21 protein-coding genes are annotated in these 25,768 nt (G+C 41.8%); 9 read left to right on the plus strand and 12 right to left on the minus strand.

The features are described 5' to 3' along the window. Window positions 1-4 precede the first annotated feature (4 nt). Genes VKA52_RS15540 through VKA52_RS15550 form a run of 3 tightly spaced genes read right to left on the minus strand, consistent with a single transcriptional unit; the run spans window position 5 to window position 3,013 of the window. Window positions 5-778, minus strand: a complete 774-nt coding sequence (locus VKA52_RS15540) for an amidohydrolase family protein (RefSeq protein ID WP_326316336.1) — start codon at window positions 776-778, stop codon at window positions 5-7. A 30-nt stretch (window positions 779-808) separates the two neighbouring features. Then, on the minus strand, window positions 809-2,170 hold the full coding sequence (locus VKA52_RS15545; protein ID WP_326316337.1) for a phenylacetate--CoA ligase family protein: 1,362 nt from the start codon (window positions 2,168-2,170) through the stop codon (window positions 809-811). Between the two features lie 18 nt (window positions 2,171-2,188). Continuing rightward, complete coding sequence (locus tag VKA52_RS15550; protein ID WP_326316338.1) at window positions 2,189-3,013, minus strand: class I fructose-bisphosphate aldolase; 825 nt, start codon at window positions 3,011-3,013, stop codon at window positions 2,189-2,191. Between the two features lie 367 nt (window positions 3,014-3,380). Here VKA52_RS15550 and VKA52_RS15555 point away from each other — a divergent pair, with 367 nt between their 5' ends. The 9 genes from VKA52_RS15555 (at window position 3,381) to VKA52_RS15595 (ending at window position 14,555) form a co-directional block, all read left to right on the plus strand. Next, window positions 3,381-3,950, plus strand: coding sequence for a hypothetical protein (locus tag VKA52_RS15555; RefSeq protein ID WP_326316339.1), 570 nt, complete (start codon window positions 3,381-3,383; stop codon window positions 3,948-3,950). A 333-nt stretch (window positions 3,951-4,283) separates the two neighbouring features. Continuing rightward, window positions 4,284-5,009 carry a polyphosphate kinase 2 family protein gene (locus tag VKA52_RS15560; RefSeq protein WP_326316340.1) on the plus strand — a complete coding sequence of 242 codons (726 nt, stop codon included), beginning with the start codon at window positions 4,284-4,286 and terminating at the stop codon, window positions 5,007-5,009. 1,461 nt (window positions 5,010-6,470) lie between these two features. Next, window positions 6,471-7,478 carry a putative 2-aminoethylphosphonate ABC transporter substrate-binding protein gene (locus tag VKA52_RS15565; protein ID WP_326316412.1) on the plus strand — a complete coding sequence of 336 codons (1,008 nt, stop codon included), beginning with the start codon at window positions 6,471-6,473 and terminating at the stop codon, window positions 7,476-7,478. Window positions 7,479-7,571: 93 nt separating this feature from the next. Next, window positions 7,572-8,612, plus strand: coding sequence for an ABC transporter ATP-binding protein (locus VKA52_RS15570; RefSeq protein WP_326316413.1), 1,041 nt, complete (start codon window positions 7,572-7,574; stop codon window positions 8,610-8,612). A 10-nt stretch (window positions 8,613-8,622) separates the two neighbouring features. Further along, complete coding sequence (locus tag VKA52_RS15575) at window positions 8,623-10,389, plus strand: putative 2-aminoethylphosphonate ABC transporter permease subunit (protein WP_326316341.1); 1,767 nt, start codon at window positions 8,623-8,625, stop codon at window positions 10,387-10,389. A gap of 1 nt (window position 10,390) precedes the next feature. Then, complete coding sequence (gene phnX / locus VKA52_RS15580) at window positions 10,391-11,200, plus strand: phosphonoacetaldehyde hydrolase (RefSeq protein ID WP_326316342.1); 810 nt, start codon at window positions 10,391-10,393, stop codon at window positions 11,198-11,200. Continuing rightward, window positions 11,193-12,566, plus strand: coding sequence for a (R)-1-hydroxy-2-aminoethylphosphonate ammonia-lyase (gene pbfA / locus VKA52_RS15585; RefSeq protein ID WP_326316343.1), 1,374 nt, complete (start codon window positions 11,193-11,195; stop codon window positions 12,564-12,566). Before phnX ends, pbfA begins: the two co-directional genes overlap by 8 nt. Then, window positions 12,553-13,671: a 2-aminoethylphosphonate--pyruvate transaminase gene (gene phnW, locus VKA52_RS15590; RefSeq protein WP_326316344.1), complete on the plus strand. Its 1,119-nt coding sequence runs from the start codon at window positions 12,553-12,555 to the stop codon at window positions 13,669-13,671. The genes pbfA and phnW overlap by 14 nt, the downstream gene beginning before the upstream one ends. 104 nt (window positions 13,672-13,775) lie before the next feature. Then, a complete protein-coding gene (locus tag VKA52_RS15595) occupies window positions 13,776-14,555 on the plus strand; it encodes a DeoR/GlpR family DNA-binding transcription regulator (protein ID WP_326316345.1) in 780 nt (259 codons plus the stop codon). 95 nt (window positions 14,556-14,650) lie between these two features. Here the strand turns inward: VKA52_RS15595 and VKA52_RS15600 are convergent, their stop codons facing one another. The 9 genes from VKA52_RS15600 to gatA all read right to left on the minus strand — a co-directional run bounded on the left by VKA52_RS15600 (window position 14,651) and on the right by gatA (window position 25,767). Continuing rightward, window positions 14,651-17,038, minus strand: coding sequence for an AAA family ATPase (locus tag VKA52_RS15600; RefSeq protein ID WP_326316346.1), 2,388 nt, complete (start codon window positions 17,036-17,038; stop codon window positions 14,651-14,653). Next, complete coding sequence (locus tag VKA52_RS15605; protein ID WP_326316347.1) at window positions 17,035-17,739, minus strand: ABC-three component system middle component 1; 705 nt, start codon at window positions 17,737-17,739, stop codon at window positions 17,035-17,037. The genes VKA52_RS15600 and VKA52_RS15605 overlap by 4 nt, the downstream gene beginning before the upstream one ends. Then, complete coding sequence (locus VKA52_RS15610) at window positions 17,736-19,145, minus strand: ABC-three component system protein (RefSeq protein WP_326316348.1); 1,410 nt, start codon at window positions 19,143-19,145, stop codon at window positions 17,736-17,738. Before VKA52_RS15610 ends, VKA52_RS15605 begins: the two co-directional genes overlap by 4 nt. A 178-nt stretch (window positions 19,146-19,323) precedes the next feature. After that, window positions 19,324-19,611: a YkvS family protein gene (locus VKA52_RS15615; protein ID WP_326316349.1), complete on the minus strand. Its 288-nt coding sequence runs from the start codon at window positions 19,609-19,611 to the stop codon at window positions 19,324-19,326. 295 nt (window positions 19,612-19,906) lie between these two features. Further along, complete coding sequence (locus VKA52_RS15620) at window positions 19,907-20,092, minus strand: hypothetical protein (RefSeq protein WP_244157098.1); 186 nt, start codon at window positions 20,090-20,092, stop codon at window positions 19,907-19,909. A gap of 48 nt (window positions 20,093-20,140) precedes the next feature. Further along, window positions 20,141-21,523: a 23S rRNA (uracil(1939)-C(5))-methyltransferase RlmD gene (gene rlmD, locus VKA52_RS15625; protein ID WP_326316350.1), complete on the minus strand. Its 1,383-nt coding sequence runs from the start codon at window positions 21,521-21,523 to the stop codon at window positions 20,141-20,143. 267 nt (window positions 21,524-21,790) lie between these two features. Beyond that, window positions 21,791-22,711, minus strand: coding sequence for a diacylglycerol kinase (locus tag VKA52_RS15630; RefSeq protein ID WP_160913944.1), 921 nt, complete (start codon window positions 22,709-22,711; stop codon window positions 21,791-21,793). Window positions 22,712-22,867: 156 nt separating this feature from the next. Further along, the gene (gatB, locus tag VKA52_RS15635) at window positions 22,868-24,298 is read right to left on the minus strand and encodes an Asp-tRNA(Asn)/Glu-tRNA(Gln) amidotransferase subunit GatB (protein ID WP_326316351.1); all 1,431 of its coding nucleotides are present in this window, start codon (window positions 24,296-24,298) and stop codon (window positions 22,868-22,870) included. Next, window positions 24,298-25,767, minus strand: a complete 1,470-nt coding sequence (gene gatA, locus VKA52_RS15640; protein ID WP_326316352.1) for an Asp-tRNA(Asn)/Glu-tRNA(Gln) amidotransferase subunit GatA — start codon at window positions 25,765-25,767, stop codon at window positions 24,298-24,300. Before gatA ends, gatB begins: the two co-directional genes overlap by 1 nt. Between the last annotated feature and the right edge of the window lies 1 nt (window position 25,768).

Genomic DNA, 25,768 nt, shown 5'->3' on the forward strand with positions numbered 1-25,768 from the left:
CCCCCTATACCTTCACTTTTATATTTAATATTTTTGATATATTCCCACTCAATATTAAGTTTTTTTCACTTTCACAAATGGGAAGACGTTTAATTTTTTCTAGTTCAACTACTACATCAGATAGAGGGAATTCTGTACCAAAAAGGATTTTTTCCACCCCAACCTCTTTTATAGCTAATTTTAATGAAAGTAAAGGAGCCAATGATGTTTCCAAATAGACATTAGAAAACTTGCTAGCTATATTTATGGCTTGTTGATCTACGTCCCCTAGTCCCATGTGTCCAATAATAAATTTAGTCTTTGGGTACTTTTTTATTAAAGTGGCTAATGCAGCTACACTAGAAACTTGATTAGCTGTAACGTGCGTATATAAAGGCATATTATATTCTCCACAACAATTGACGATCTTCTCTATAGTAGGGTCTGAGAACGATATATTATGAACTAGGGGAGCTAGTTTCACTCCCCTAAAACCATCTTTTTTTAAACCATTAAAACTTTCATCTAAATCTTCTTCTAGATTAAGAGGGTTGAAACAATAGAAACCTATAAATCTCTCAGGATACTTTTGAATACATTCTGCTACAAAAGCATTATCAGGATCTACCGGTTCAGCTTCTTCTCTCAATGTTGTGTAATCAGACATTTTTCTTATATCTAGCATTCCGCCGGGTACTAGAATAGTCATGTCAATTGCAGCCAGATCCATATCCTTAAGAAGTATTTCAGGTTTTGCCAAATTACTCTTAGAAATGTGAGCATGCGCATCTATAATCATTCTATCTTCCCCCTGTTTTAAAGAACTTTATCATTGGAAGTACACACGCTTAACTTTTTCGTACGTTCGATCAATTTTCTCCTTCACAACAACCTTGCAATTGAACCCTAATGTACTAGAAATGTGACCTTCTACTTTGTCTATTATTTGCTCATTGGATAAGGAAGTCTGATACCGCTCAACATTTATTGTTAATTCTTTATCGGAAATGATAAATTCAAACCATAAACCAATATCTTTCACTTGCAGCAAGAAATTTTCAAGTAAGTATGGAGAAAATTCTTCATTATAAAGACAAATTTGATGTTCTTTCCTTCCTCGTAAATGCAGTATGTCAGAAGAGACCCCTGCATCACAGGTAGATTTCATAAGATAGCCCATATCACCTGTTCGATAACGTATAATAGGCATACCTTCCCTCATTAACGTAGTGACTACAATCTCTCCAACATCTCCATAGTTTAATACTTTCTCTGTTTCGGGATGAATAATTTCCACTTTTACGTGACCAGGTACTACATGATACCCATGTTGCTCACTACACTCTACACCAATCATTCCACATTCTGTAGAACCATAGAAAAAAGTAGCTTGACAGCCGTATAATTCTTCTAATCGACTACGGAATTCAGGTGAACAACCTTCACCTGTTAAGATCAGACGTCGTAGTTCTATATCATCCCCTAATTTATATCCTAATTTTTCACTTTCTTCAGCTAGTAGAGCAGCATACGATGGGGTAGTTGCTAAAATGGTTGTTTGATACTCTTTCATTAACTCAAGAGACTTTTGAACAGGTGCCATGTATCCACCTTTACCAAGAGATATTACAGTCGCTCCAAATACGAATTGATATACACGTTGAAATCCCAGGCCAGGTTGTGCTATTTCATATGGCAAACAAACGGCTACAACATCTTCATCACTGTCAGGGAATAGAACAGGATATTTCGGTAGTACATCATATTTAAATTGATCTGCGAGTGTATACGACACATACATTGGTTTACCTGTAGTCCCTGACGTTGAATGTACTTGGCCAACTTCGCTAGTAGGACAGCAAAGCAGCTTAGATCTATCTCCTGCTATTTCTGTTTTTTTAAGAAAAGGAACTTTTGATAAACTAGATAAGCTATCAATCAAAGGAGAATCCATACCGACTTCTATCATTTTCTTCCTATAAAATTCGTTGTTCTCCCACGCATGTCGCAATGTAGAATTTAATGCTTCGAGATGAAATTCATTTATTTCTTGATTGGAGATCGTTTCTATTGCTCTATCCTCTTCGTCTAATTTCTCAAAGAAAGGAACATGCTTCTCCAAGAATGATTGATGTCCCTCAATCTCTACATTCATTTTCCTTGGCCGAATATTTACTGTAGTTTTTTCCATGTACTCTCCCCCTATTTACTATGAAGTTATAAGAACATCCGTATTTGTGTATAATTCATAAGCTTGAGAAGCTGATTTCTGGTCATGCACTAAAGACTTTAAAGCTAAACTCATGGCAAAAGGATTTTCATCCTCGAAGACATTTCTACCAATACACAATCCCCTAGCACCTGCATTCAAGCACATTTCTAAAGATTCAAACCAACTTACCTTGGATTTAGTTTCAATTCCTCCAGCGATGAAAATGGGTATATCAAAAGAATTAATAATATCAGGTAGACTTTCTAAATTATCCGGACATTCCACTTTGACCATATCAGCCCCCATTTCTCCTGCAATTCTGACGGCATGTGCTATTTTCCTTCCATGACTACTATCGCTTAATGTGTTTTCTTCTTTAGCAACGTTCATCATGACCAAAACAGGAAGTCCCCACTTGTACGCGGTATCGCATATTTCACCAAACTCTCTTAACATGCGGTGTTCATGCATAACTCCCAAGTTCGTATGTAGTGAGATTCCTGACACACCTAACCTTAAAGCATGCTCTACGCTTGTTACTTGTTGCTTGAAAGATGCGTCAGAACCCATACTTGTTGAAGCACTTAGATGGAGAATGTATTCCATTTTTCTCAGTTCTGGGTACCTCATTAAAGATTGGATAACACCCTTATGCGCTATAACTGCTTGATAATGATTTGTTTGAACATCGCTAACTAACTTCGGAACGTTGACCAAGCCTTTTAACGGCCCTAATGTAGTACCGTGATCAATGGGTAAAAATAAGGATTTCTGTGATTCATGAGGGAAAAGACGGTGCATTCGTAAAGGTTTATAATTCATAAAAACTTCCCCACTTCCTTCAATTTTAAAATTGGTGGTTAGTTTTCTTTAGAAATCATATAGGTAATCTAAGAGGTAATAATGCAAGGGCAAAGGTGAAGGATTTCATTTATGATGTTAAATACCTAAACATTTCTTAAAATATCCCACCATTAATTCTTTCGTCTCACCACACTTTCCTTTTATTCACATATAACCTACCATATATCATGTAATTAATGTTAATTAATCAACATTATTTATGAAAAATAGTAAATAATACCCATTTAAGGAGTGAAAATCCAGTGGGATACTGATAATGAGATTCTTATTACAAGCTAGATGCAACATTGTATTTTCTAGCTCAATATTTACCGAGAGGTGTATGATGGTTAAACTACATACTGAACATATAATAAGCGTTAATATACTGAACATAATTTCTCAAAAATGTTTTATAGATAATTGCAAATTTCTTCACGCTCACCCTCTCGAATATAAATATAAAAGTTTTTTTCAATTGGGTGTTGAGTCAGAGAACATAATTATCCGCATTGATAAACCGTTTATGTACAGAGGCAACAACCTTTTATTTAAAGTCTACAAGATCATTGAGAGCCAAAATTTATTATATGATTATGTGGCTAATGGGTTAGATAACATTTCCATTGGCTTCAACCCCATACAACTGTCAAATATCAAACAAGAAGAACTGATAAATAAAATAAACAAAGAGATTAAACCATCCCAAATATGTACTACAAAAAATATAGTGTCTCTAAAATTCACTTTCAATAATAAAAAACACTATTCAGCAGGATTAAAGGATTGCTTAGAAATTTTAAAGAAAGCCGAGGTAGTTATAGAAGTGATGATACAAAATATACAAGCTCGCAACTTCATTATTTGTTTTAGCACTTCTCATTTGAAAAATATTTTAAAAATACTACATAAATAACCCTATGACCTTTAATTGACTAGGCGAAGACAGAGCCCGAAATTCCTAAAAAGCATAGGTTTTTTCCTATTTTCACTTTATACATCCCTACCTTCTTTATTATTCCTTCATTATCAGATTTTTTACTATTCACGTTAAAACTCATCACACGTTCATAGTGATGAGTTTATTTTTTATTGGTCTAGGGGACAAGATTTTATAAATCAAATACTTCAAGTTGCTAAGAACGACTGCCGCTTTATTCATATAATATAGGGTTTAAAGCGTATTTGTTTATTTCTGAAGAATATCTTTAAGGAAGTCTTTATAAACAAAAATTATAGAGAGCAAAGTATGCTCGAATCTGTAGATCTATCCTTGAACATAGACAAAAAGCAGTATAAGGAGGAAATGAAGCATTTACATTTGAAGTTACTTCATTTGCAGCGATCCATCTATGATCAACAGTTAGGCGTTATTGTTGTTTTTGAAGGATGGGATGCTTCAGGAAAAGGAGGCGCAATCAAGAGGTTAACCAGCGGGCTCGATCCGCGCGGTTTTGAGGTCCATGCCATTGGCGCTCCTTCGTCGAACGAAAAGAGCCATCATTATCTTAAACGTTTCTGGAATAAGCTCCCACCTTACGGGAAAATAGCAATTTTTGATCGTTCCTGGTATGGCCGTGTTCTTGTGGAAAGAGTCGAGAAGTTCGCTTCTGTATCCGAATGGAATCGAGCTTACAACGAAATCGTTCAATTTGAGCACCTGCTTGCTCAAGATCGATATGTCGTCATCAAAGTATGGCTGCACATTTCTAAAGAAGAACAACTAAAACGATTTGAAGAAAGACAGGAAGACCCTTTAAAAAGATGGAAAATCACGGATGAGGACTGGAGAAATCGTTCCAAATGGGAGATGTATGAAGAAGCTGTAGAGGATATGTTTCAGCACACGTCTCCTCCAGAAAGTAAGTGGCATATCGTAGCAGGAGAAAATAAACATTATGCCAGAGTGAAAATCAATCACATCATTATCCAAGAAATTGAGAATAAATTAACACAGCTTCCCCACCCTTTCTAGTAGTGGCTACCAACAGGGAAACTGTCTCCGGTACATAAAAAGCCCTGGCACTTGAAGAAGTGCCAGGGCAAAGTAAACAACTTAGGTGACCCAACCATGTAAGAATCATCCATGACTCTACATATTTTTCTAGATTCCAGACTTTCTCGAAGGACAATTCTAAGGAGAATTCGTTTCCTTTTCCGGTTAAGTCTATTTTTTTCTTCTTCCTTACTTCAACAGAAGACTAAGGAAATGCTCATTGTTTCCTTACTCAACCTTCAATCTAAATCGTCTTTCCAAGCTTTAGCCACTACCCACCATCTGTAGATAACTGTATCACCTGCCTCAATCAAGACTGTTATTTCATCCCATACATCGGATGAACCTTCTTTCATCGGCTGTGATTTTTGTTCGCTTGGAAACGAACTCGCGATGGTTGAGCCACCTAAGTTGTTTATTTGTTATCTTCTTTACACTCTTATTATATCACCATTTCCCGATCTCAACGAGGATAGTTGTGTCAACTTTGTAAACGTTTACATTAGACCTGTTATAAACTGATCCCCTTAACTTCCTTGCACAGAAAGAAGCCCCGACACTTAAGAAAGTGCCGGGGCGAAGTAAACAACTTAGGTGACCCAACCATGTAAGAATCATCCTTGATCCTACACATTTTTTTGGATTCAGACGTTCTCGAAGGACAATTCTTCAGAGAATCCGTTTCCTTCTCCTGTTAAGTCCAATTTTCCTTCCCCTTCTTTTTCCTTTATTTCAAAAGAAGAGAGAAAGCACTAACTACGGGAAGACTCTTTGTTTCCTTACTCCTCCCCCCTATCTAACTCCAAGAGGGAATCATCGTATACCAAGACTTCCTCGCCACCTACCATCTGTAGGCAACTATCACCTGACCTCTCAAGACGGTATTTTCATCCTCATTTCACGGATGAACCTTCTTTCATCGGCTGTGACCTTCGTTCGCTTGGAAACGAACTCGCGATGGTTGAGCCACCTAAGTTGTTTATTTGTTTGTGTTATCTTCTTTACACTCTTATTATATCACCATTCCCTGATTTCAACGGGGGCAGTTGTGGCAACTTTGTAAACGTTTTCTTAAAAGATGAAATGACCTTCGCTCTTGATCGTCCCCTACTAAAAACACCGCAGCTTCTTAATCATTTTCCAAACCATTCATCGTTCCCCCTCTTCCTCTACTTGCCACCTGTTCCCTTTCTAGAATAGTGCTTGTTTTCTATATTCCCACAACAAAAACCACAACAAACAACATTAAAACACAATAAAACACACCTTTAACACATGATTAATACTGCTTTTACAAACAGGCTTTATAGTGAAGATGCAGTAAGAGATAGGAGGGATTAGCGAAGGATCAATCACATATTCAAACGTTGTCGTTGTTTTTATAGATTGTGGAAAATTAAGGAGGATTTCAAAATGATGAAGAAATTAATGTTGACTGTTATGACACTTTTGTTGATTTTTGTGGCAGCCTGCTCAGGTGGAAACGCAGAAGAGAAAGAAGAAATTACGGTGTACACCGCACTCGAAGATGACATGATCGAAACATACTTAACCTCTTTCCGTGAACAGAACCCAGACATTAAAGTCAATATCGTCCGTGACTCAACAGGTGTGATTACCTCAAAACTTTTGGCTGAAAAAGATGCACCTGTCGCTGACGTTGTTTGGGGAACAGCCGCAACGAGCCTGCTTGTCGCTGATCAGCAAGGGATGCTTGAAGACTATGCACCAGAAGGAATCGATCGTGTAGCTCCTCAATACAAAGATTCAAAGGAAACACCGCACTGGGTCGGGATCAACGCCTGGATGACCGGGTTCGCTGTCAACACAGTGGAAATGGAAGAAATGGGACTGGATATCCCTCAAAGCTATGAAGACTTGCTTGATCCACAATACAAGGATTTGATCGTTATGCCTAACCCGGCTTCCTCAGGTACAGGATTCTTAACCGTATCTGCCTTCATGCAGCAGATGGGTGAAGAAGAAGCGTGGAATTACATGGACAAACTTCATCAGAACATCGGCATGTACACACACTCTGGTTCTAAGCCGGCTAAACTTGCAGGACAAGGGGAATATCCAATCGGAATTTCCTTCGGTTACCGTGGCATTACGCAGGCGGAAAAAGGTGAGCCGATCAAGACCATTTTCCCTGAAGAAGGTTCTGGCTGGGATTTAGAAGCAAACGCTCTTGTGAAGAAAGAGGAAATCAAACCAGCTGCTAAGACGTTCCTGGACTGGGCCATTTCTGATGAAGCGATGAAAGAATACAGCGAGAACTTCGCGATCACTTCCGTACCAACGGACAAGCCGGTTCCTGAAGGTTTCCCTGAGAATCCTGAAGAGCAGTTGATTGAAAACGACTTTAACTGGGCAGCTGAGAACCGTGACGTCATTCTTGAACAATGGACCAAAAAATATGACGGAAAGAGCGCCCCTAAAGAGTAAGGTACAACGGAAGTCGGCAAACTTTTTGTACCAAAAGGGGCGGGTCTTCCCGCCTTCGGTCTCTTATTATCTCATGAAAAAGGAGCGAGTCCAATCATGAATCATCTCGCTGTCGAACAGATCACCAAAACGTTCCAAAACTTTACCGCTTTGAAAGATATATCGTTCTCGATTGAAAAAGGGGAATTCATCTGCTTGCTCGGACCAAGCGGTTGCGGAAAAACGACGCTCCTTCGCATCCTGGCAGGACTGGAAATGCCAAACGCGGGAGGCGTCCTGATGAATGGCCGGGATATGACACACCTTCCTCCGGCTGAGCGGAATTTCGGCATCGTCTTTCAGTCGTATGCCTTATTCCCGAATTTAACAGCGGCTCAAAACGTCGCCTATGGATTGAACCCTAAACAATTTTCCAAGAAGCAGCGCAAAGCAACGGCACTGGAAAACCTCAAACTCGTCAATTTAGAACAGATGGCTGACCGTTACCCTGCCCAATTATCCGGGGGACAACAGCAGCGTGTCGCTTTAGCGCGCGCCCTGGCGATGAACCCGGAATTCCTTTTGCTGGACGAGCCACTGTCCGCCCTGGATGCTCAAGTCCGCTTGCAGTTAAGAAACGAAATCAAACGTCTACAGAAACAGTTAGGCATTACGACCGTTATGGTTACGCACGATCAGGAAGAAGCCCTATCCATGGCGGATCGGATGATCGTCATGAACAATGCCTTAATCGAACAGGCCGGAACACCGCAGGAAATCTATGACCGCCCCCATTCCCCCTTTGTTGCAGACTTCATCGGGGCGGTCAATTTCGTCGGCGATCAGCTCATCCCGAACGGAGAAAAACAAGATGTAGCGGTCCGCCCGGAGCATGTGACGATTCACACCCATCCGTCCGCCTCTTCCCTTCCCACCCGGGTTGAGAATTTAGAGTACCGGGGCAGCTCCTATCGTGTCGTGCTGAGGCAGACGACGAAGGACAACGTTCTCTATGCTGATTTGGATACTGATACGTTCAAACAACAACCGCTTGCTGTGGGCGAAGTGGTCTATGCCGAACTGCAGGAAGATAAGGTCATCTTCTTTCACGGCCAGCCCGAGCCCATAACAACGAAGCAGCCTGTGCTCACCTAGGAGGTCCATCATGATTACAGCACTACAATCTTTATTCAGCCGGGAACCTGTCGTGAGGCAGTCCTTAAGTAAAGATGCGCACACCCAACGCATACTACTCCTGCTCATGTTCGTTGGACTTGGAACGACCATCATCCTCCCCGTCATCGAGCTGTTGAAACGGGCGATGCAGAACACCCAGGGAGAATACATCGGAGCGGAGAACTTCATCACTTACTTTTCCTCTCCCAGCTTGTTTCAATCCGCGGTGCATACCTTGTCGGTCGCATCGATCACGATGATTCTCTCGGTGAGTCTAGCCTTTCTTTTCGCCTATGCGATTGAACGGACGAAGATGAAAGGAAAAACGTTGTTTACGTACATGGCCCTGCTGCCTTTATTCGCACCGACCATGATGTACGGCATCGCTCTCGTCTATTTGCTCGGAAACAACGGCGTATTCACGACCGGGTTCTTTGGACTATTCGAGCAGTGGTTCGGCTGGCAGGAGTCCGATTTTGACATCTATGGATTCAAAGGCATTGTGATATCCGAGGTGATTTTCACCTTCCCGCAAGCCTTCCTGATTTTAAAAGTTTCGCTATCCACCGCCGATCAACGTATATATGAAGCGGCGGATACGATGGGCGCAGGAACATTGAAAAAGCTATTTACAGTTACCATCCCAAGTATCAAGTATGGGCTGGTGAGCGCCTTTTTCGTCAGTTTCACACTCAGCTTCACCGACTTCGGCGCACCAAAGGTCGTCGGTGGGCAGTACAATGTGCTAGCAACTGATGTGTACAAGCAGGTGATCGGTCAGCAAAACTTCTCCATGGGAGCAACCGTCGGCATCATCTTAACCATTCCAGCCGTGATCGCTTTTATCGTCGATCAGCGGATCCAACGGAAGCAGTCGAGCATCAGCTCAAAGGCAACTCCGTACAAGACGCCATCAAACCCTGTGCGCGACCGTCTATTCACGGCGTACTGTACAACCATTACGATCGGCATCATCACTTTGTTCCTGGCGATAATCGCTGCCGCTTTTGTAAAAGTCTGGCCTTACGACTTCTCGCTGACGCTCCGTCACTTCGGGTTCGGGTCAGTGGCGGGAGACGGGCTTCAGCCTTTCTACAATAGCCTGATCGTCTCTGCGGTCACGGCCGTTATCGGAACGGTGGTCATCTTTATCGGCGCGTACTTGATTGAAAAATCGCGTCACCTGGCATGGGTCCGAAAAGTATCATACTTTCTATCGATTCTGCCGATTGCCCTACCTGGACTGGTCATTGGTCTTGCCTTCATCTTTTTCTTTAACCAGTCGGCGATCAGCATCCCGTTTACATCCATGGAAATCGCCAACCCTTTTCAATGGTTGTACGGAACGATGATCATTCTCGTCCTTGCGAATATCATCCACTTCTACTCTGTGTCGTTCATCACCGCAACGACATCTCTCAAGAAACAAGATGCAGAATACGAAGCCATCTCTGAAACGATGAAGGTTCCCTTTTACAAAACGTTCGCCAAAGTGACGGTGCCTCTGTCCTGGCCGGCGATTCTCGAAATGATGATGTACTTGTTCGTCAACTCGATGACGACGATCAGCGCGGTCGTCTTTCTGTACTCTTCCGAGTGGAAGCTTGCCTCCATCGCTATCGTCAACATGAACGATGCCGGAGACATTGCACCGGCAGCAGCGATGTCTTTACTGATTATCGTTACCAACATCATCGTCCGTGTCGCGTACGAAACAATTGTCAAAACTATAAAAAAAAGAAAAGTAGGGATCTAATATGAAAAACATTCAAGCGATCATTTTTGACTGGGCCGGAACAACGGTCGACTACGGCTGCTTTGCCCCTGTCCAAGTATTTATCGAGGTTTTCAACAAGCGTGATATTCAGATCACATACGATGAAGCGCGAAAGCCGATGGGGTTATTGAAAATCGATCACATCCGCGCGATTACTGAAATGGAGCGCGTCCGCACCGAATGGACGAACACCCATGGAAGTGAGCCGTCAGAGGAAGATATCGAAGCGATGTACAAAGATTTCGAAGACCTGCTATTCCGCGGTCTCCACCAATTCGCGACTCCGCTTCCGCACGTGACCGAAGTGATGGAACAATTGAGAGAGCGCGGCATTAAAATCGGATCCACTACAGGCTACACGGAAGAAATGATTGAAATCGTTGCCCGTGAAGCGAAGAAACAAGGATACGAGCCGGACACGATCGTCGCTTCCACAGAGGTACCTGCCGGACGCCCTTATCCATGGATGATCTATGAAAATGCGAAACAACTGAACGTCTTCCCGACAAGTCAAATGATCAAAGTCGGCGACACGGAGACGGATATGCAGGAAGGTCGCAACGCAGGGACGTGGACCATCGGTGTCGTCAAAGGCAGCAGCACGCTAGGACTCTCCCAGCAAGAGGTCGAAGAAATGGATCCCGTCCTCCTTCAGACGAAAATCGAAGCTGCCAAGCGAACATTGCTTGAAGCCGGTGCCGATTATGTCATACCCGACATGAGTGAGCTACCTGAAAGAATCGATGAAATTGAAAAGCAGATGAATGAAGAAGTGAGTGCGTATGCCTAAGGTGTACCGCGGCGAAGGGGACGTCAACCAGTCCCCTCTCCGCCAGGCTTGGAACGAAAGGCTTTCGGACGAAACCACTCACATCCTGAAAGAAGATGAGCACTACTTTTTACATCAGTCGCTATCAACCCCGTGCCTGGATGTCATCGATCGTGCCGAGGGTTCTGCCTTTTACAATATCGAAGGAAAACGATACTTGGACTTTCACGGCAATGCCGTCCATCAAATCGGCTTCCAACACCCAAGGGTCATTGAAGCGATGAAACAGCAGCTCGATACTCTCAGTTTCTCAACACGACGCTATACGAATTGTGCCGCCATCGCACTTGCGAAACGATTGACCGAACTTGCGCCGGATCCTTTGAACAAATCGTTGTTCGCACCCGGGGCTACTTCTGCCATCGGTATGGCGCTGAAACTTGCGCGGATCGCAACAGGGAAACATAAAACCGTCTCGATGTGGGAATCGTTTCACGGCGCTTCGATGGATGCCTTATCTGTTGGAGGTGAAGCTCATTTCCGTCGCCAAATAGGTCCGCTCCTTCCCGGCGCGATCCACGTTCCCCCTATTCAGAACTACCGGCCGAACTGGGAGGGGGCGGGCCTTGATGATCGACAGCTCGCTTCACATATTGAATACCTGTTCCAACAAGACTCAGACATCGGCGCATTCGTGATGGAAACCGTCCGGAATACAGACGTACAACTTCCTTCTCATGTGTTTATGAAAAAAATAAGAGCACTGTGTACGGAATATGATGTGAAACTCATTTTCGATGAGACCGCCATCGGTATGGGAAGGACCGGCCGCTGGTTCGCATTCGAGCACTACGACATCGTCCCTGACATGGTCGTACTCGGAAAAGGATTAGGCGGCGCCGTCTATCCAATGGCAGCCTTACTCGTCGATGGTTCCTTAGACGTTGCAAAAGATACATCGCTTGGTCATTACACCCACGAAAAAAGCCCACTCGGGGCTACAGCGGCTTTGACGATGATCGACGTCATTCAGGAGGAACAGCTTTTGGAGCAACTCCCCCTCCTGGAACAAAAAATGAAAGAGCGTTTGGTAGATTGGAAACAACGCTATTCTCTTATAGGAGATATCCGGCACATCGGTTTTCTTTTTGCCGTCGAACTCGTTACCGACCGTACAACGAAAGAAAAAGCGACAGATGCAGCAGAAGCGGTCATGTACCATTGCTTAGATCACGGACTCAGTTTCAAAGTTTCAAAAGGAAACGTCCTGCAGATCTGTCCGCCATTAAACCTATCACACGAAGATTTAAACGAAGCGCTGAACATTCTGGAATCAGCGATCGAAGACGTACAGCTAAGAGAGGAGAATACGTATGCAAAATCATGATCACTATCTACTGCTCACTCCAGGTCCTTTGACAACGACCGCTTCAGTAAGAGAATCGATGCTGAAAGACTGGTGCACGTGGGATGACGACTACAAATCCCTCGTCCAGTCGATCCGCTCCGACCTTTTATCCCTCGCCGGAGTATCCGAAGAAGACTACACCAGTGTGCTCATGCAGGGAAGCGGCACGTTCAGTGTCGAATCTGTCATCTCCACCGCCGTCCCTGACGATGGAAAACTGTGTGTCCTCGTCAACGGCGCGTACGGGAAACGCATCGCTGAGATTGCCGAACGGCTCAAGCTGAACGTACGGACGATTGAATACGGAGAAACAGAAAGACCTGACCTAGAAAAAGTAGAGAATGCTCTGGAACAAGATGAAGCAATCACTCATGTAGCCGTCGTCCATTGTGAAACGACGACCGGTCTCCTGAATCCGATCCACGACATCGCAGATATTGTCAAACGCTACAATAAGACGTTCATCGTCGATGCCATGAGCAGCTTTGGCGGGATCCAGATGTCGATCACGGGCATGGACGCCGACTATGTCATCAGCAGTGCCAATAAATGCATCCAGGGCGTTCCTGGTTTCGGTTTTGTCATCGCTAAACGACAGGCCATCCAACAGTGCGAAGGGCAGGCCCGCTCGCTGTCGCTCGACTTGTTTGATCAATGGCAAACGATGGAGGGTCAGGAAGGGAAGTGGCGCTACACGTCCCCGACTCATACTGTTAGGGCGTTCAAACAGGCACTCGAAGAATTAAAGCTGGAAGGCGGTATTCTGGCGAGACAGAACCGCTACGAGCAGAACCAACGGACACTCGTCGATGGGATGCGTGCGCTCGGCTTCACGCCCCTTCTCCCCGATGAGTGGCAATCACCAATCATCACACCGTTTTACTATCCGGAACATGAGGCGTTCCAATTTGAACGATTCTATGAAGAGTTGAAGTCCCGCGGCTTTGTCATTTACCCGGGGAAAGTAACCGACCTGAAGACATTCAGAATCGGTAATATCGGAGACATTCACCCTTCAGATATAGAAGCATTGCTTGAAGCTACTAGAGAGAGTTTATACTGGCTCGAACCCGTTACCAAATAAAGAACCCTTTGCTTTTCCATGCATGAAAGAGGAAACCTAGCGTACCCCTCTTTCATGTATAATGGAAAGAAAGGAAGGTTTTTGTCACGTTAGGAGGGACGACGTTGTCACTCGTCGCAGAAGAACGGAAACAAAAAATACTACAAATGCTAGAACATCAAGGCAAAGTCCGAGTCAGCGAACTTGCCGAACAACTGGACGTGTCGACCGAAACCATTCGACGACACCTGGATGACCTGGAAAACCAACAGAAACTGAAAAAAGTGTATGGCGGAGCTGTAAGAAACGAAACGTCCAACGAACTGCCGCACTATGAACGAGAATCGATACACATCGAAGAAAAAAGAACCATCGGCCAAGCAGCCGCTGATCAAGTCGAAGATCACGACACCATCGTCATCGACGAAGGAAGCACGCCGCTGCAGATGATTCCTTTTCTAAGGGGAAAGAAAAACTTAACGATCATGACCAGCTCCATCCCGGCCCTGAACCGGCTGATGGAATACACGAAACGCAGAGAACTCGAAGCCCGCGTCATCTTCATCGGCGGTGAAGTAAGCGTCGATCACCTGCGCACATCCGGCCCCATCGCTGAAAAAATGATGGAAGACTTCTACGTCAACAAAGCATTCATCGCTACAGACGGTGTCGACATCGATCACGGGATCACAAGCTTCGACCCGAACAAGGCGCTCTTTACTAGGAAGCTGATTGAACAATCCGGGAGATCTTATATTCTGGCGGATTCTTCTAAGATCGGGATGAGGACGTACGTGAAGATGTCGAATTTAGAGGATGTTTATGCTGTTGTTAGTGATGTTCCGCCGCCTGAGGATTGGGGATCGAACTTGCAGCGTATAGGTACGAAATGGATTTCTATGTAAAAAAGGCGGTATCCGTGTCTAGTTCCTCCCAAACACGAATACCGCTTCTATCTTTATCATCTTTCGACTTATAATTATTACTTCGTACCACTCCTTTATTTAACACTGTTGTGAAAAAGGTCTTTGACATTGAGACTTTGAACATTAAGTCCGTACTTAAGATATTTATACCTCATGAACATTGATATCTTATCTTCATGTGTTGATATAATAATTTGCTTATCATTGAAATCATTTCTTAATGTTTCTACAAAAGAGACCATGTTCATATCATCCATTGTTTGTAGTGGATCATCTACAAGTAGAGTTAAAAAACCTCTTTTACTATAAACTTTATTTAAAGCCAGTGTAAAAGCTAAAACCGTTGCCGACAATTGACCTGAGCTAAATGAGTGTAATACATCATGCTCTGTACTGACTGGTGGAATGAAGTTTATTGACTTTAACTCTGCACTTCCACTAGTACTATCATTAGCCTCTTTTATGAATACTCCCATCCCTCTTTGATGATTTTGTATAATCTTACCACTATACACATAAAAAGGAATCTCCACATCTTTAATCATCTTTGCTCTATGTGCATTAATTTGTTTTGTATAAGATGAATGTATTTCTTTAACCTGATCAAGTAAGTGTACAATCTTTTCTTTCTTTTTCTTTAAGTTCTGATATTTATCAAAAGATTTATTCGCTTTCAAATAATTTATATATTCAAGGTATTTCTTTTTTCTCTTTATATTTTCTTCCGATATCTCCTCTAATAAGTTATCTCTTTGGTTAAAAATTTCTGTATAAAGATGTTTATAAATTTTTATATTTTCCTTAATAACATCTTTTACTGGATTTTTCTTAGACCTTAATATTGCCTGTATGTCGTTTACTTTTTCATTAAGGTCACTTACATATTGTTTTGATTTATTAATATGCAAGTTTAAATCTACGCCTAAACTTTCAAACCATTCTTTAACTGAATTATAATCGGTAATTTTGTTAATGTAGAGTTCTAGTTGATCCATAAAATTTTTATCAATATAATTATCAGAGTCCTTATCGAGTGTAAAGTTTAACTTATTTAAAATTGGATTAAGTTTCTCCTCATATAAAACCTTCATTTTTTTTTCTATTTCTTTGGTTGTATCATCATACAATGATTTGTATTGTAAGGTTTTTTCGCTGAAATTTTCGTACAGAACTTCTTTGTTTGTCCATTCCTGGCCACAGAATGGGCAATCTATATCACCTATATCTAAGGTTGGAGTAGTTGCATCCAAATAAGCCTGATATTGTTTTTTTAGATTATCCCTTATTTCATTGAGAGTATTTACAATTGAAGATAGATTATTACTGTTTGTTCGAAGTGCAGTTATTTCATTAATAAGCCCTCTTATTTCCTCTTTATTAATAGCTATATCAATATTTTCATTTACAAAATCCCAATCAATTTCTTGCCCAAAAATATTTTTACTTTCGATTTTGTTTTTAATTGATATTAGATGTTGTTGTATATTAAATTTCCTTCTAAGATTTTCTATTTCCTTATGAAAGTATGTACCTATTATAATCGCACTCAATTTATTATTACTATTAGATACCTTATCGATTTGCTCATTTTTCAATTCTTTTTTAAACTCATTTAAATTATTTTTTAATGATAAAACATGATTTAACTCTTCAATATATTGATATTTTTCCTCATTACCAATAGGTGGGTTTGATTGGTCCCATATCGCCTTCAAAGATAAATCTGGAGGGAGGATACTTTGATAAGACACTTCTTCCAATTCTTCACTAGCAAGCTTTGGATCTATATGATTTTCCTCATTTTCTAATTCTTTGTTTAAAGCCCTCAAGTGATTATTCAGCTTTATTTTCACCCCACTAACATATTCAAGTTGTCTGCTTTCCTTTTCTATATTAAACAGCTTAGAAATAGCATTCATTCTTTCTGACTCAGACAATTTAAAGATATGTGAATAATCTTCTTGTTCTACATAGTGATACATATTATACTTATCAGTTAATTTATCCACATTCAAGTATTGATCTATTTCACTATTCTCTACTAAAATCCCCTCTGATATGTAATCATTAAAATTATTCAACTTAAAAAGTTTATACTTCGAAAACTCCTCAGGTCTTTTATCTTTGTTTCTTAAGCTAGTTGTTTCTGTTAGCGCTCTAGCTAATACTACTTTCTTCCTTTCTTTCACATTTATAAATTCAACTTTAATTATGGTCTCTTCATCTTGATATTTACTTAATAAAATATCGTTAAAGCCCTTTGATCCGTGCACTATTTTGTTGTTTTCTATTCTTCTAACTCTACCAGTTATCAGCAACTCTAATGCATCAAAAATTGTTGTCTTACCAAAACCATTTGGCCCGTCTAAGATATTTAGTTGGTTATTTCCAAATGAAATTTCAGACTCATCTATAGTTTTAAAATTTTTAATATAGATTTTACTTATTATGTAACTGCTCATTTTTCTACCTCCTCAACTAACTTTAAAATATTCTCCAAATCAAATTCTTCTGACTCTGAATAATCAAGTAAAACATCTAGAATTTTCAAATGAGATTCATCTAATCCATCTCTTATTTCCTGTTCAAGATCTTTCACTTCTTTTTCTTCATAATTAATAGTTAAGAAAGGTAGTTTTATAAAGAACTTAGATATTAAATCAAACTCTTTAGCTTCATCAACATTTTCATTATTCTTAAAAGATGAAAAGATTTCCGAATTATGTAATCTATTTCTTAAATAGCTGATAAATTCATTATCACTAATACCATTCGTATTATCACGAAGAATTTTTAATTGCTCATTATCATAGGGGAGCACATACTTTTTGAAGTCGTAAGGATCTTCTTCTATATCATAAATAAAGTTTACAATCTTATTTTCATCCCTTTCATCCAAAACATTTAAAACTATCAATAAAGATAAATTTTTATCAATCCCTAGTACGTCTTGATTGTCAAGTAAAATGAGTGACTTATATTCATCAATTTTATCTCTAATTTCCTTTAAACTTGTATCACTGATCTTCTCGAACAACACTAAATAGAAGTCGAATTGATTCTTTGAATACCTTTCTGCAAAAAAGTGATTTTCAGAATCCAGTAAATCATGTTTTAAGATAAACCCTTTTTCACTAAAAATCCTTTTCAATATGCTTATCATTCAAATTCCTCCAATGCTTTTTTTACTTCTATAAATTCTATTCTTTTTGGCTCTGTTATATTTCTACCATATTCTTCATAGAGACTTGGGTACTCTTTTTTATAAGCAGAAGCAAGCTCTAAAATGTTACCGTTATATTCACCCGTTATATCCGTTGTAATAAGAGAATTCATATCATACATTAATGGTAATAAATCATTATGTTTTTTTATGTTTTCACTTATGCTTCTTCCAAGTTTATCAATTATTGAACTACTCTGCCTGTTTGTTATCGTAGTAATGAGATAATTAAATCCTTCTTTCTTTAAAACAAATAAGTTTTCATAACTTTCGGGTAAACATTTAGCCCAAACTACCATCCAAAAAAGGTTAAATTTAAAGCCATGCTCATTTGAGAGTGTTAGGTAATCATCCACATCAAGATTTCCATGTGAGTTCATCATTTTATTAGGAGAAATTTTTTTAAACAAAGTCAAGACTTTACCACTATCTAATTCTCTTAAATAATCCCAATTCTGCTCCCAAAAATCATACTGACTTGCCGTAATATCTCCTTCTGATTCATCTTTAAATTCTATATAATACTTATACATTTTTTCTTTCAACATTTGCGCTAAAGTATTAGGGCTTAAATCAAATATATTTCTTTTTAGAAGAATGTCATAAAATTCCTTGAATTGTATTTTAGGTGGATTCGACTTTGTACAATATTTATGATGGTATGCTATTACATCGTCTATTTCAGATATAAAGTTCAGGTAAATATATTCAATGTTTTCTATGTATATTGATTTAGATTTATCCATTTCACTTTCAAACAGTTCATAAAAACGGGCAATTTGATTCTTAATTTCGTTTTTAGTTTCGTCTAAGTCAATAACTGTTTTAAATCTATCATCAGAATTCACAGTACTATATGTAAATCCTTCAAATGCTTGATCGTAACAACCCTCATCAAATAAAACCTGTTTATACTCATTTTGCACCTCTATTTTGCTTTGCGGTGTATATCCTTCTAATAGAGTCCTTAATGCACTTTTTGTGGTTTTCTCAACTTCACAAGCAGTATGTAAATAACTTTTGGATACATCTTTATACTTTCCTACTTTCCCAAGAAGATCTAGAATTGCAGATTTATACGAATTTATGTAGCTATTATCTTTATATGATTTGACTTGATGTATAGATTCATAAAAATTTCTTTTTAATATAGAAAAGTCTTCAAAGCTCTCTATCTCTAATTCATACAAATCAATATCTGCTTCAGAATTATAAATCTTCAAGTCGTTTATTAAACATAGAGTTGTGTAAATAGCAATTCTCCCCTGATATGTATATCCACTCCATGATGATGTTGCATTATGTGTATCCTTTCTATCTATTACTTGTGGTGTTTTATCGTCCATAATAACCACTCCTAAAATTACTAATTTACTCTCATTTTATATTAAATTCCATTTGATTCCAACAAGCAGTATGGGATTTTCGTCACATGAAAAGCTGGTTATTAATAATTGGTAAATACATTACAACATCAAAAAGAGCATCCCACTTTATAAAGTGGGATGCTCTTATATATATTACTTAAATGTCGCGACGTTTTTTAATGCTGTAGTTTGTATGAGCAACTACAGTTTTTTCGAAATCTAAATTGCGCTCGTGGAAATCATCCATAATGGTCATATCGCAAACAACCGAGTTTTGTAAATTAGCAGAAGTTACGACAGCTTCAAACTGTTGGCCGTCTTTTTGGAAAGTTATAATATCGCCTACGGTCGCTTTTTCCTCTTTTTTTACTTCCTCTTGTTCTTCTGATTCTTTCTTTTTAAACGCAGCATCTACTAAATCTTTGCTTATATTTTCATCAGCCATGAGAAATTCCCCTTCCTAGTGAGTGAATGTAATGTAGTTTTTGTAGTTTCGCTTTCGTTGGTGTCAAGATTCTGGCCAAGGGTTTCCTTATCTATACCCTTAATTAAGTGCCCTCATTCACCTTAGCGTATTACTCTATCACGATTCTTTTTTTATAAGAATGGGACAACGCTTCCTATATAAAGTTACCCCGCACTTCAAAGAATATAACATGTAAAAAAAGGCCGTTTGTTGTGTGGTTACCTCACCAAACACAACAATCGGTCCCTTATAGGCTTAAGAATTCACTTTCACTTCATTCATCCATCTCCACTACTCTCGCTACTTTACTGCCACAGTTTTCGCATTTGCCATCCAACATAACACCCACAGGATGATCAACGATGATGAAGTCAGTGATTGTGACAATATCACTACAGTTTGTACAATAGACATTGGCTATCAGTTGCTTTCTAAAATCCTTTGGTAACGACAACCACATTTTGTTCGCTTCCACTTCAAAAACTCCCTTAAGAAATACTCCTGAGATTTACTTTTCTTTCTTCTCTAACCATGTCACACACTCTACGTGACTCGTCTGCGGGAACATATCGACCGGCTGAACTTCCTTCGTTTCATACCCGTCATCTTCCAAAATACGCAAGTCACGAGCAAGCGTCGACGGATTACAGGAAACATAGACAATACGCTCCGGTTCCATATCCAACATCGCCTTCAACAGCTCTTCGTCACAACCTTTACGTGGAGGATCGACGACAATCACATCTGGACGAAGTCCCTGATTACGCCACCATGGCATAAGCTCTTCCGCTTGTCCAACATAGAATTCTGCGTTCTCCATCTTGTTCAGGCGGGCATTCTTCTTCGCATCAGTGACGGCTTCTGGTACGATTTCTACGCCGTACACTTTCTTCGCTTTTTGAGCGAGGAACAAGGAAATGGTTCCAATACCGCAGTAAGCGTCAATGACGGTTTCCCCGCCTCTTAAATCGGCATAGTCTAGCGCCTGGTCATAAAGTTTCTTCGTCTGGGTCGGGTTGACCTGGTAGAACGACTTCGGTGAAATCATGAATCGGATATCGCCGATCGTGTCATAAATGTACTCATCGCCCCAGATGATGTTCGTTTCTTTTCCAAGGATGACGTTCGTTTTCGCACTGTTGACGTTATGGACGATCGATTTCACGTTTGGAAAAGCATCACGGATCTCATCGATCATTTTGTCTTTGTGCGGAAGCTTTTTCGTTTTTGTGACGAGTACAATCATGATGTCCTTCGTATTCTGGCCGGTACGGACCATGATGTGTCTCAGTACACCGCGATGGGTCTGTTCATCATAGGCATCGATTCCGTGTTTGGATGCGATGCGGCGGACGGTTTCGACCATGCGATCGTTCATTTCGTCCTGGATCAGGCATGTGTCCATGTCGATGATGTTGTGGCTTCGTTTCTGGTAGAAACCAGTCATCAATTCGCCGTCTTCTTTCTGCCCGACAGGAATTTGGACTTTGTTGCGGTAACGCCACGGGTCCTCCATACCGACTGTCGGGTGGACAGGGACATGCTCGAGGTGTCCGATTTTCTTCATGTTGTCTTTCACTTGCTTCTGTTTCATATCGAGCTGCATTTGATAGCTCATATGTTGAAGCTGACAGCCGCCGCACTGGTAGAAAACATCACATGGCGGCTCGACACGGTCTTCACTTGATTCTGTCACTTTCACCAGCTTGCCAAAGCCGAAGTTCTTTTTCACTTTGACGACTTTCACTTCGGCCTTTTCACCTGGAAGGCCATACGGTACGAAAAGTGGATAACCATCGACTTTCCCTACCCCATTGCCTTCGTGGGTCAAATCTTCAAAGCTCAGTTCAATCGTCTCGTTTTTCTGTACCGGCGGTTTCGGTTTCGCCATTGTTCATCCGTCCTTTATCGCTTTATCTATATACTCTACTTTTAGTTTATCATATCAGTTAGTGCGGAGTCGCCCTGGGTAGCTGCGACAAGCATAAGAACACCGGAACTGAAAAGTGACCTTTCTTTTCAGTTCCGGTGGACTTATGACCTCGAGCAGCTGGGCGACGCAGCGGGATATCTCTAAGTGGGGAGTCGCCCCGGTAGGCTTGTACTCCCCTTAAACAAAACAAAAGAACGCCACTGTCTCACACAGCAGCGCTCCCCATTATTCTTCTTCGTCAGCTTCTTCTTCTTTGAATATATCTTCTGGGACAAAAAAGTCCAGATGTCTGTATAAATTGACAAATTCCCCGGGCAATAATCCACCGAATTCTCCGTCAATATTCAACTGCATCTTTTCATCTGTCTTCACTTTCACACGGCTTGCGGTCGTGTGGATGAATTTCGGGTGATTCAAGTGGTTGCCTTGGATGGCGAGTGTCGCTAAGCGGACGAATTCTGCGATGTTCATTTTTTCAATGATCATCAGGTCGAAAAGTCCGTCATCCATACGGGCAGATGGCGCCAGTTTTTCAAGGCCGCCGACAGAGTTGGTGTTACTGACGAGGAAAAGCATGATTTCGCCTTCATACCATTTGCCGTCATACTCCATCTCGACATAAGTCGGACGAATGGATGGCAGCATCTCGATACCTTTTAAGTAGTAGGCGAGTTGCCCAATCATTGTTTTCAGCTTACTTGGTACTTCGTACGAGATTTCGGTTATTTTACCGCCACCGGCGATGTTCATGAAATATTGGTCGTTGACACGGCCGATATCGAGCGGATGGCTGTAGCCTTCCAGGATGATATCCACCGCTTTATGAATGTTTCTAGGCACGTGTAAAGCACGGGCGAAATCGTTCGTTGTCCCGACTGGAATGATGCCGACTTTCGGTTTGTGTGGTTTTTCGGCAAGTCCGTTGATCACTTCATTGATGGTTCCGTCTCCCCCTGCAGCGACGACAAGGTCGAATTCACGATCGACGGCGTATTCTGCTGCTTTGACGGCGTCACCAGCACATGTTGTGGCATGAGTGGAGGTTTCATAACCGGACTGTTCGAACCGTTGCAAAATGTCCGGGAGAACCTTGCGTATGACTTCTCTTCCAGAGGTCGGGTTATATATAATTCGGGCACTTTTCATCGTGTATGACCCCCTTTTCTATCCAAGCATGTTCCATTCTACATCATAGCGCTTTTTCCTGGATTTGCAAACCATTTCTATAGTATATGATGGCAAGTCCTAAACCATACGAAAGCACGCACCAGCAAGTGCGTGCTTTCCTTATTATTCAAGCGTTTAGCGCTTTTCCATTTCTGTAAGGATGATCTTGTTGACCATCGGCGGGTTCGCTTGTCCTTTGGTTTCTTTCATCACCTGACCGACAAGGAATCCAAGGGCTTTGTCTTTTCCGTTCTTGAAGTCTTCGATGGACTGCGGGTTGTTGTCCATGATGCCGACAACGATTTCCGTCAGTTGGCCTTCGTCGGAGATCTGAACAAGTCCTTTATCCTTAACGATCTTCTCAGGATCGCCGCCTTTTTCTACTAGCTCTGTGAAGACTTTCTTCGCGATCTTGGAACTGATCGTTCCGTCTTCGATCAACTGGATCATCTTCGCAAGAGAAGCCGGTGTCAGCTCAAGCTCATGAAGTTCTTTATAGTGCTTGTTCATGTAAGCAGAAACTTCACCCATCAACCAGTTCGATGCCTGCTTGATGTCCGCTCCTTCGGCAATGGTTTCTTCGAAGAAATCGGAAAGCTCTTTGTTGTTTGTCAGAACCATTGCATCGTATTCTGGAAGCTTCAGTTCTTCGATGTAACGCTTCTTACGAGCATCTGGAAGCTCAGGAATTTCGGCACGGATGCGTTCTTTCCAAGCTTCATCGATGTGTAGAGGCACAAGATCCGGCTCTGGGAAGTAACGATAGTCGTCAGAACCTTCTTTGACACGCATCAGAATCGTTTCTTTCGTCTGCTCATCGTAACGACGAGTTTCCTGAAGGATTTCTCCTCCGGAAAGCAATTCTTTCTGCTGACGCTTCTCTTCGAATTCCAGACCTTTTTGTACAAAGGAGAAGGAGTTCAAGTTCTTAAGCTCTGTCTTCGTACCGAATTCTTCCTGGCCGATTGGGCGGATGGAAAGGTTGGCGTCACAACGTAGGGAACCTTCTTCCATTTTACAGTCGGAAACGCCTGTGTACTGGATGATGTTTTTCAAGGCTTCCAAGTACGCGTACGCTTCTTTCGGTGAACGGATGTCCGGCTCGGATACGATCTCAACAAGCGGCGTACCTTGACGGTTGTAGTCGACAAGGGAGTATCCGTCATCGCTGTGTGTCAGCTTACCTGCATCTTCTTCCATGTGAAGACGGGTAATTCCGATACGCTTCTTCTTGCCATCGACTTCGATATCGATGTAGCCATTTTCACCGATCGGCTTGTCAAACTGGGAGATTTGATAAGCTTTCGGGTTGTCCGGGTAAAAGTAGTTTTTACGGTCGAACTTCGTGTCTGTCGCGATGTCACAGTTCAATGCCATGGATGCCTTCATCGCGAAGTTGACGGCTTCTTCGTTCAATACCGGCAGCACACCTGGGTACCCAAGGTCGATCGGGTTCACGTTCGTATTCGGATCATCTCCGAACATGTTCGGAGACGGGCTGAAAATTTTCGAGTCTGTTTTCAATTCTACGTGGACTTCAAGTCCGATAATCGTTTCAAAGTTCATTAGCGCGCACCTCCAAGGGACGGGCGTTGTTTATGATAATCAGTCGCCTGTTCGAAGGCATGAGCGGCACGGTAAACGGTACCTTCATCAAAGTGTTTTCCGATGATCTGAAGGCCGATCGGCAGACCGTCTCCAGAGAAACCGCATGGGATGGAGATTCCTGGTACGCCTGCAAGGTTAACCGGAATCGTCAAAATATCGTTCGCATACATCGTCATTGGATCATCGACTTTGTCCCCTACTTTGAAGGCAGGAGTCGGTGTTGTCGGCCCGATGATGACATCGTAGTCTTCGAACACTTTTTCAAAGTCGTTCTTGATCAATGTACGAACCTGCTGGGCTTTCTTGTAGTACGCATCGTAGTACCCGGAGCTCAGCGCGAAGGTTCCAAGCATGATGCGGCGCTTCACTTCGTCACCGAAACCTTCGGCGCGGGAACGCATGAACATGTCGAGCATGTTTTTCGCATCTTCGGCACGCTTACCATAACGGACACCGTCAAAACGGGCCAGGTTCGCAGATGCTTCCGAAGACGAAATCAGGTAGTACGTGGATAGCGCGTACTTGGAGTGAGGAAGAGAAACTTCTTCCCAAGTCGCTCCCATTTTTTCATATTCTTTAAGAGCAGCTTTGACCGCTTCTTTTACTTCTTCAGAAACCCCTTCAGAAAGGTATTCTTTCGGTACACCGATCTTCATGCCTTTCACATCACCAGTCAGAGACTCGGTGTACTTCGGCACTTCAACGTTGGCAGAAGTCGAATCCATCTTGTCATGACCAGCGATTGTCTCAAGCAAGAACGCGTTGTCTTCGACGCTGCGAGTGATTGGTCCAATCTGGTCAAGAGAAGAGGCGAACGCGATGAGTCCGAAACGGGACACACGGCCGTAAGTCGGCTTCAATCCGACCACACCACAATAAGCGGCTGGCTGACGGATCGAACCACCGGTATCAGAACCAAGGGAGTAAGGAACTTCTCCTGCGGCTACAGCTGCGGCAGAACCACCACTGGATCCACCAGGAACGTAATCGGTATTCCAAGGGTTACGAGCGGCTGCGTAGCTTGAGTTTTCGTTGGAAGAACCCATCGCGAATTCGTCCATGTTCAATTTTCCGATCGTAACGGACTTGGCGTCATTCAGTTTGTTGACAACGGTCGCGTCATACAAAGGATCATCCAGGTTAGACAGAATCTGGCTTCCTGCTGTCGTACGCAGTCCTTTTGTTACGATATTATCTTTCACACCGATTGGCAGACCAAAGAGCTTCGCATCGTCGTTGCCGCGCTCCTGGTCAAGTTCTGCCGCCTGCTTCGTTGCCGCTTCTTTGTTGAGCGTGATGAAGGCCTGGACTTCGTCGTCCACTTCTTCGATTCGTTTGTAAGATTCCTCCACTAAATCTGTGACGGAAATCTCTTTATTATGTAGCTTCTCTTGAAGCTCACGTAATGTATAGTCAAATAAAGACATC

The organism is Halobacillus sp. HZG1 (genome assembly GCF_035818575.1).
In the GTDB taxonomy this organism is placed as follows: domain Bacteria; phylum Bacillota; class Bacilli; order Bacillales; family Halobacillaceae; genus Halobacillus; species Halobacillus litoralis.

What these genes read in the sequence shown, in the direction of transcription:
- rlmD (WP_326316350.1), bottom strand. Translation starts at nt 21,523, where the DNA reads ATGGCGAAACCGAAACCGCCGGTACAGAAAAACGAGACGATTGAACTG.
- VKA52_RS15545 (WP_326316337.1), bottom strand. Translation starts at nt 2,170, where the DNA reads ATGGAAAAAACTACAGTAAATATTCGGCCAAGGAAAATGAATGTAGAG.
- gatA (WP_326316352.1), bottom strand. Translation starts at nt 25,767, where the DNA reads ATGTCTTTATTTGACTATACATTACGTGAGCTTCAAGAGAAGCTACAT.
- VKA52_RS15555 (WP_326316339.1), top strand. Translation starts at nt 3,381, where the DNA reads ATGGTTAAACTACATACTGAACATATAATAAGCGTTAATATACTGAAC.
- VKA52_RS15575 (WP_326316341.1), top strand. Translation starts at nt 8,623, where the DNA reads ATGATTACAGCACTACAATCTTTATTCAGCCGGGAACCTGTCGTGAGG.
- VKA52_RS15615 (WP_326316349.1), bottom strand. Translation starts at nt 19,611, where the DNA reads ATGGCTGATGAAAATATAAGCAAAGATTTAGTAGATGCTGCGTTTAAA.
- VKA52_RS15540 (WP_326316336.1), bottom strand. Translation starts at nt 778, where the DNA reads ATGATTATAGATGCGCATGCTCACATTTCTAAGAGTAATTTGGCAAAA.
- pbfA (WP_326316343.1), top strand. Translation starts at nt 11,193, where the DNA reads ATGCCTAAGGTGTACCGCGGCGAAGGGGACGTCAACCAGTCCCCTCTC.
- VKA52_RS15550 (WP_326316338.1), bottom strand. Translation starts at nt 3,013, where the DNA reads ATGAATTATAAACCTTTACGAATGCACCGTCTTTTCCCTCATGAATCA.
- VKA52_RS15605 (WP_326316347.1), bottom strand. Translation starts at nt 17,739, where the DNA reads ATGATAAGCATATTGAAAAGGATTTTTAGTGAAAAAGGGTTTATCTTA.
- VKA52_RS15620 (WP_244157098.1), bottom strand. Translation starts at nt 20,092, where the DNA reads ATGTGGTTGTCGTTACCAAAGGATTTTAGAAAGCAACTGATAGCCAAT.
- VKA52_RS15565 (WP_326316412.1), top strand. Translation starts at nt 6,471, where the DNA reads ATGACACTTTTGTTGATTTTTGTGGCAGCCTGCTCAGGTGGAAACGCA.
- VKA52_RS15560 (WP_326316340.1), top strand. Translation starts at nt 4,284, where the DNA reads ATGCTCGAATCTGTAGATCTATCCTTGAACATAGACAAAAAGCAGTAT.
- VKA52_RS15630 (WP_160913944.1), bottom strand. Translation starts at nt 22,711, where the DNA reads ATGAAAAGTGCCCGAATTATATATAACCCGACCTCTGGAAGAGAAGTC.
- phnX (WP_326316342.1), top strand. Translation starts at nt 10,391, where the DNA reads ATGAAAAACATTCAAGCGATCATTTTTGACTGGGCCGGAACAACGGTC.
- VKA52_RS15600 (WP_326316346.1), bottom strand. Translation starts at nt 17,038, where the DNA reads ATGAGCAGTTACATAATAAGTAAAATCTATATTAAAAATTTTAAAACT.
- gatB (WP_326316351.1), bottom strand. Translation starts at nt 24,298, where the DNA reads ATGAACTTTGAAACGATTATCGGACTTGAAGTCCACGTAGAATTGAAA.
- VKA52_RS15610 (WP_326316348.1), bottom strand. Translation starts at nt 19,145, where the DNA reads ATGGACGATAAAACACCACAAGTAATAGATAGAAAGGATACACATAAT.
- phnW (WP_326316344.1), top strand. Translation starts at nt 12,553, where the DNA reads ATGCAAAATCATGATCACTATCTACTGCTCACTCCAGGTCCTTTGACA.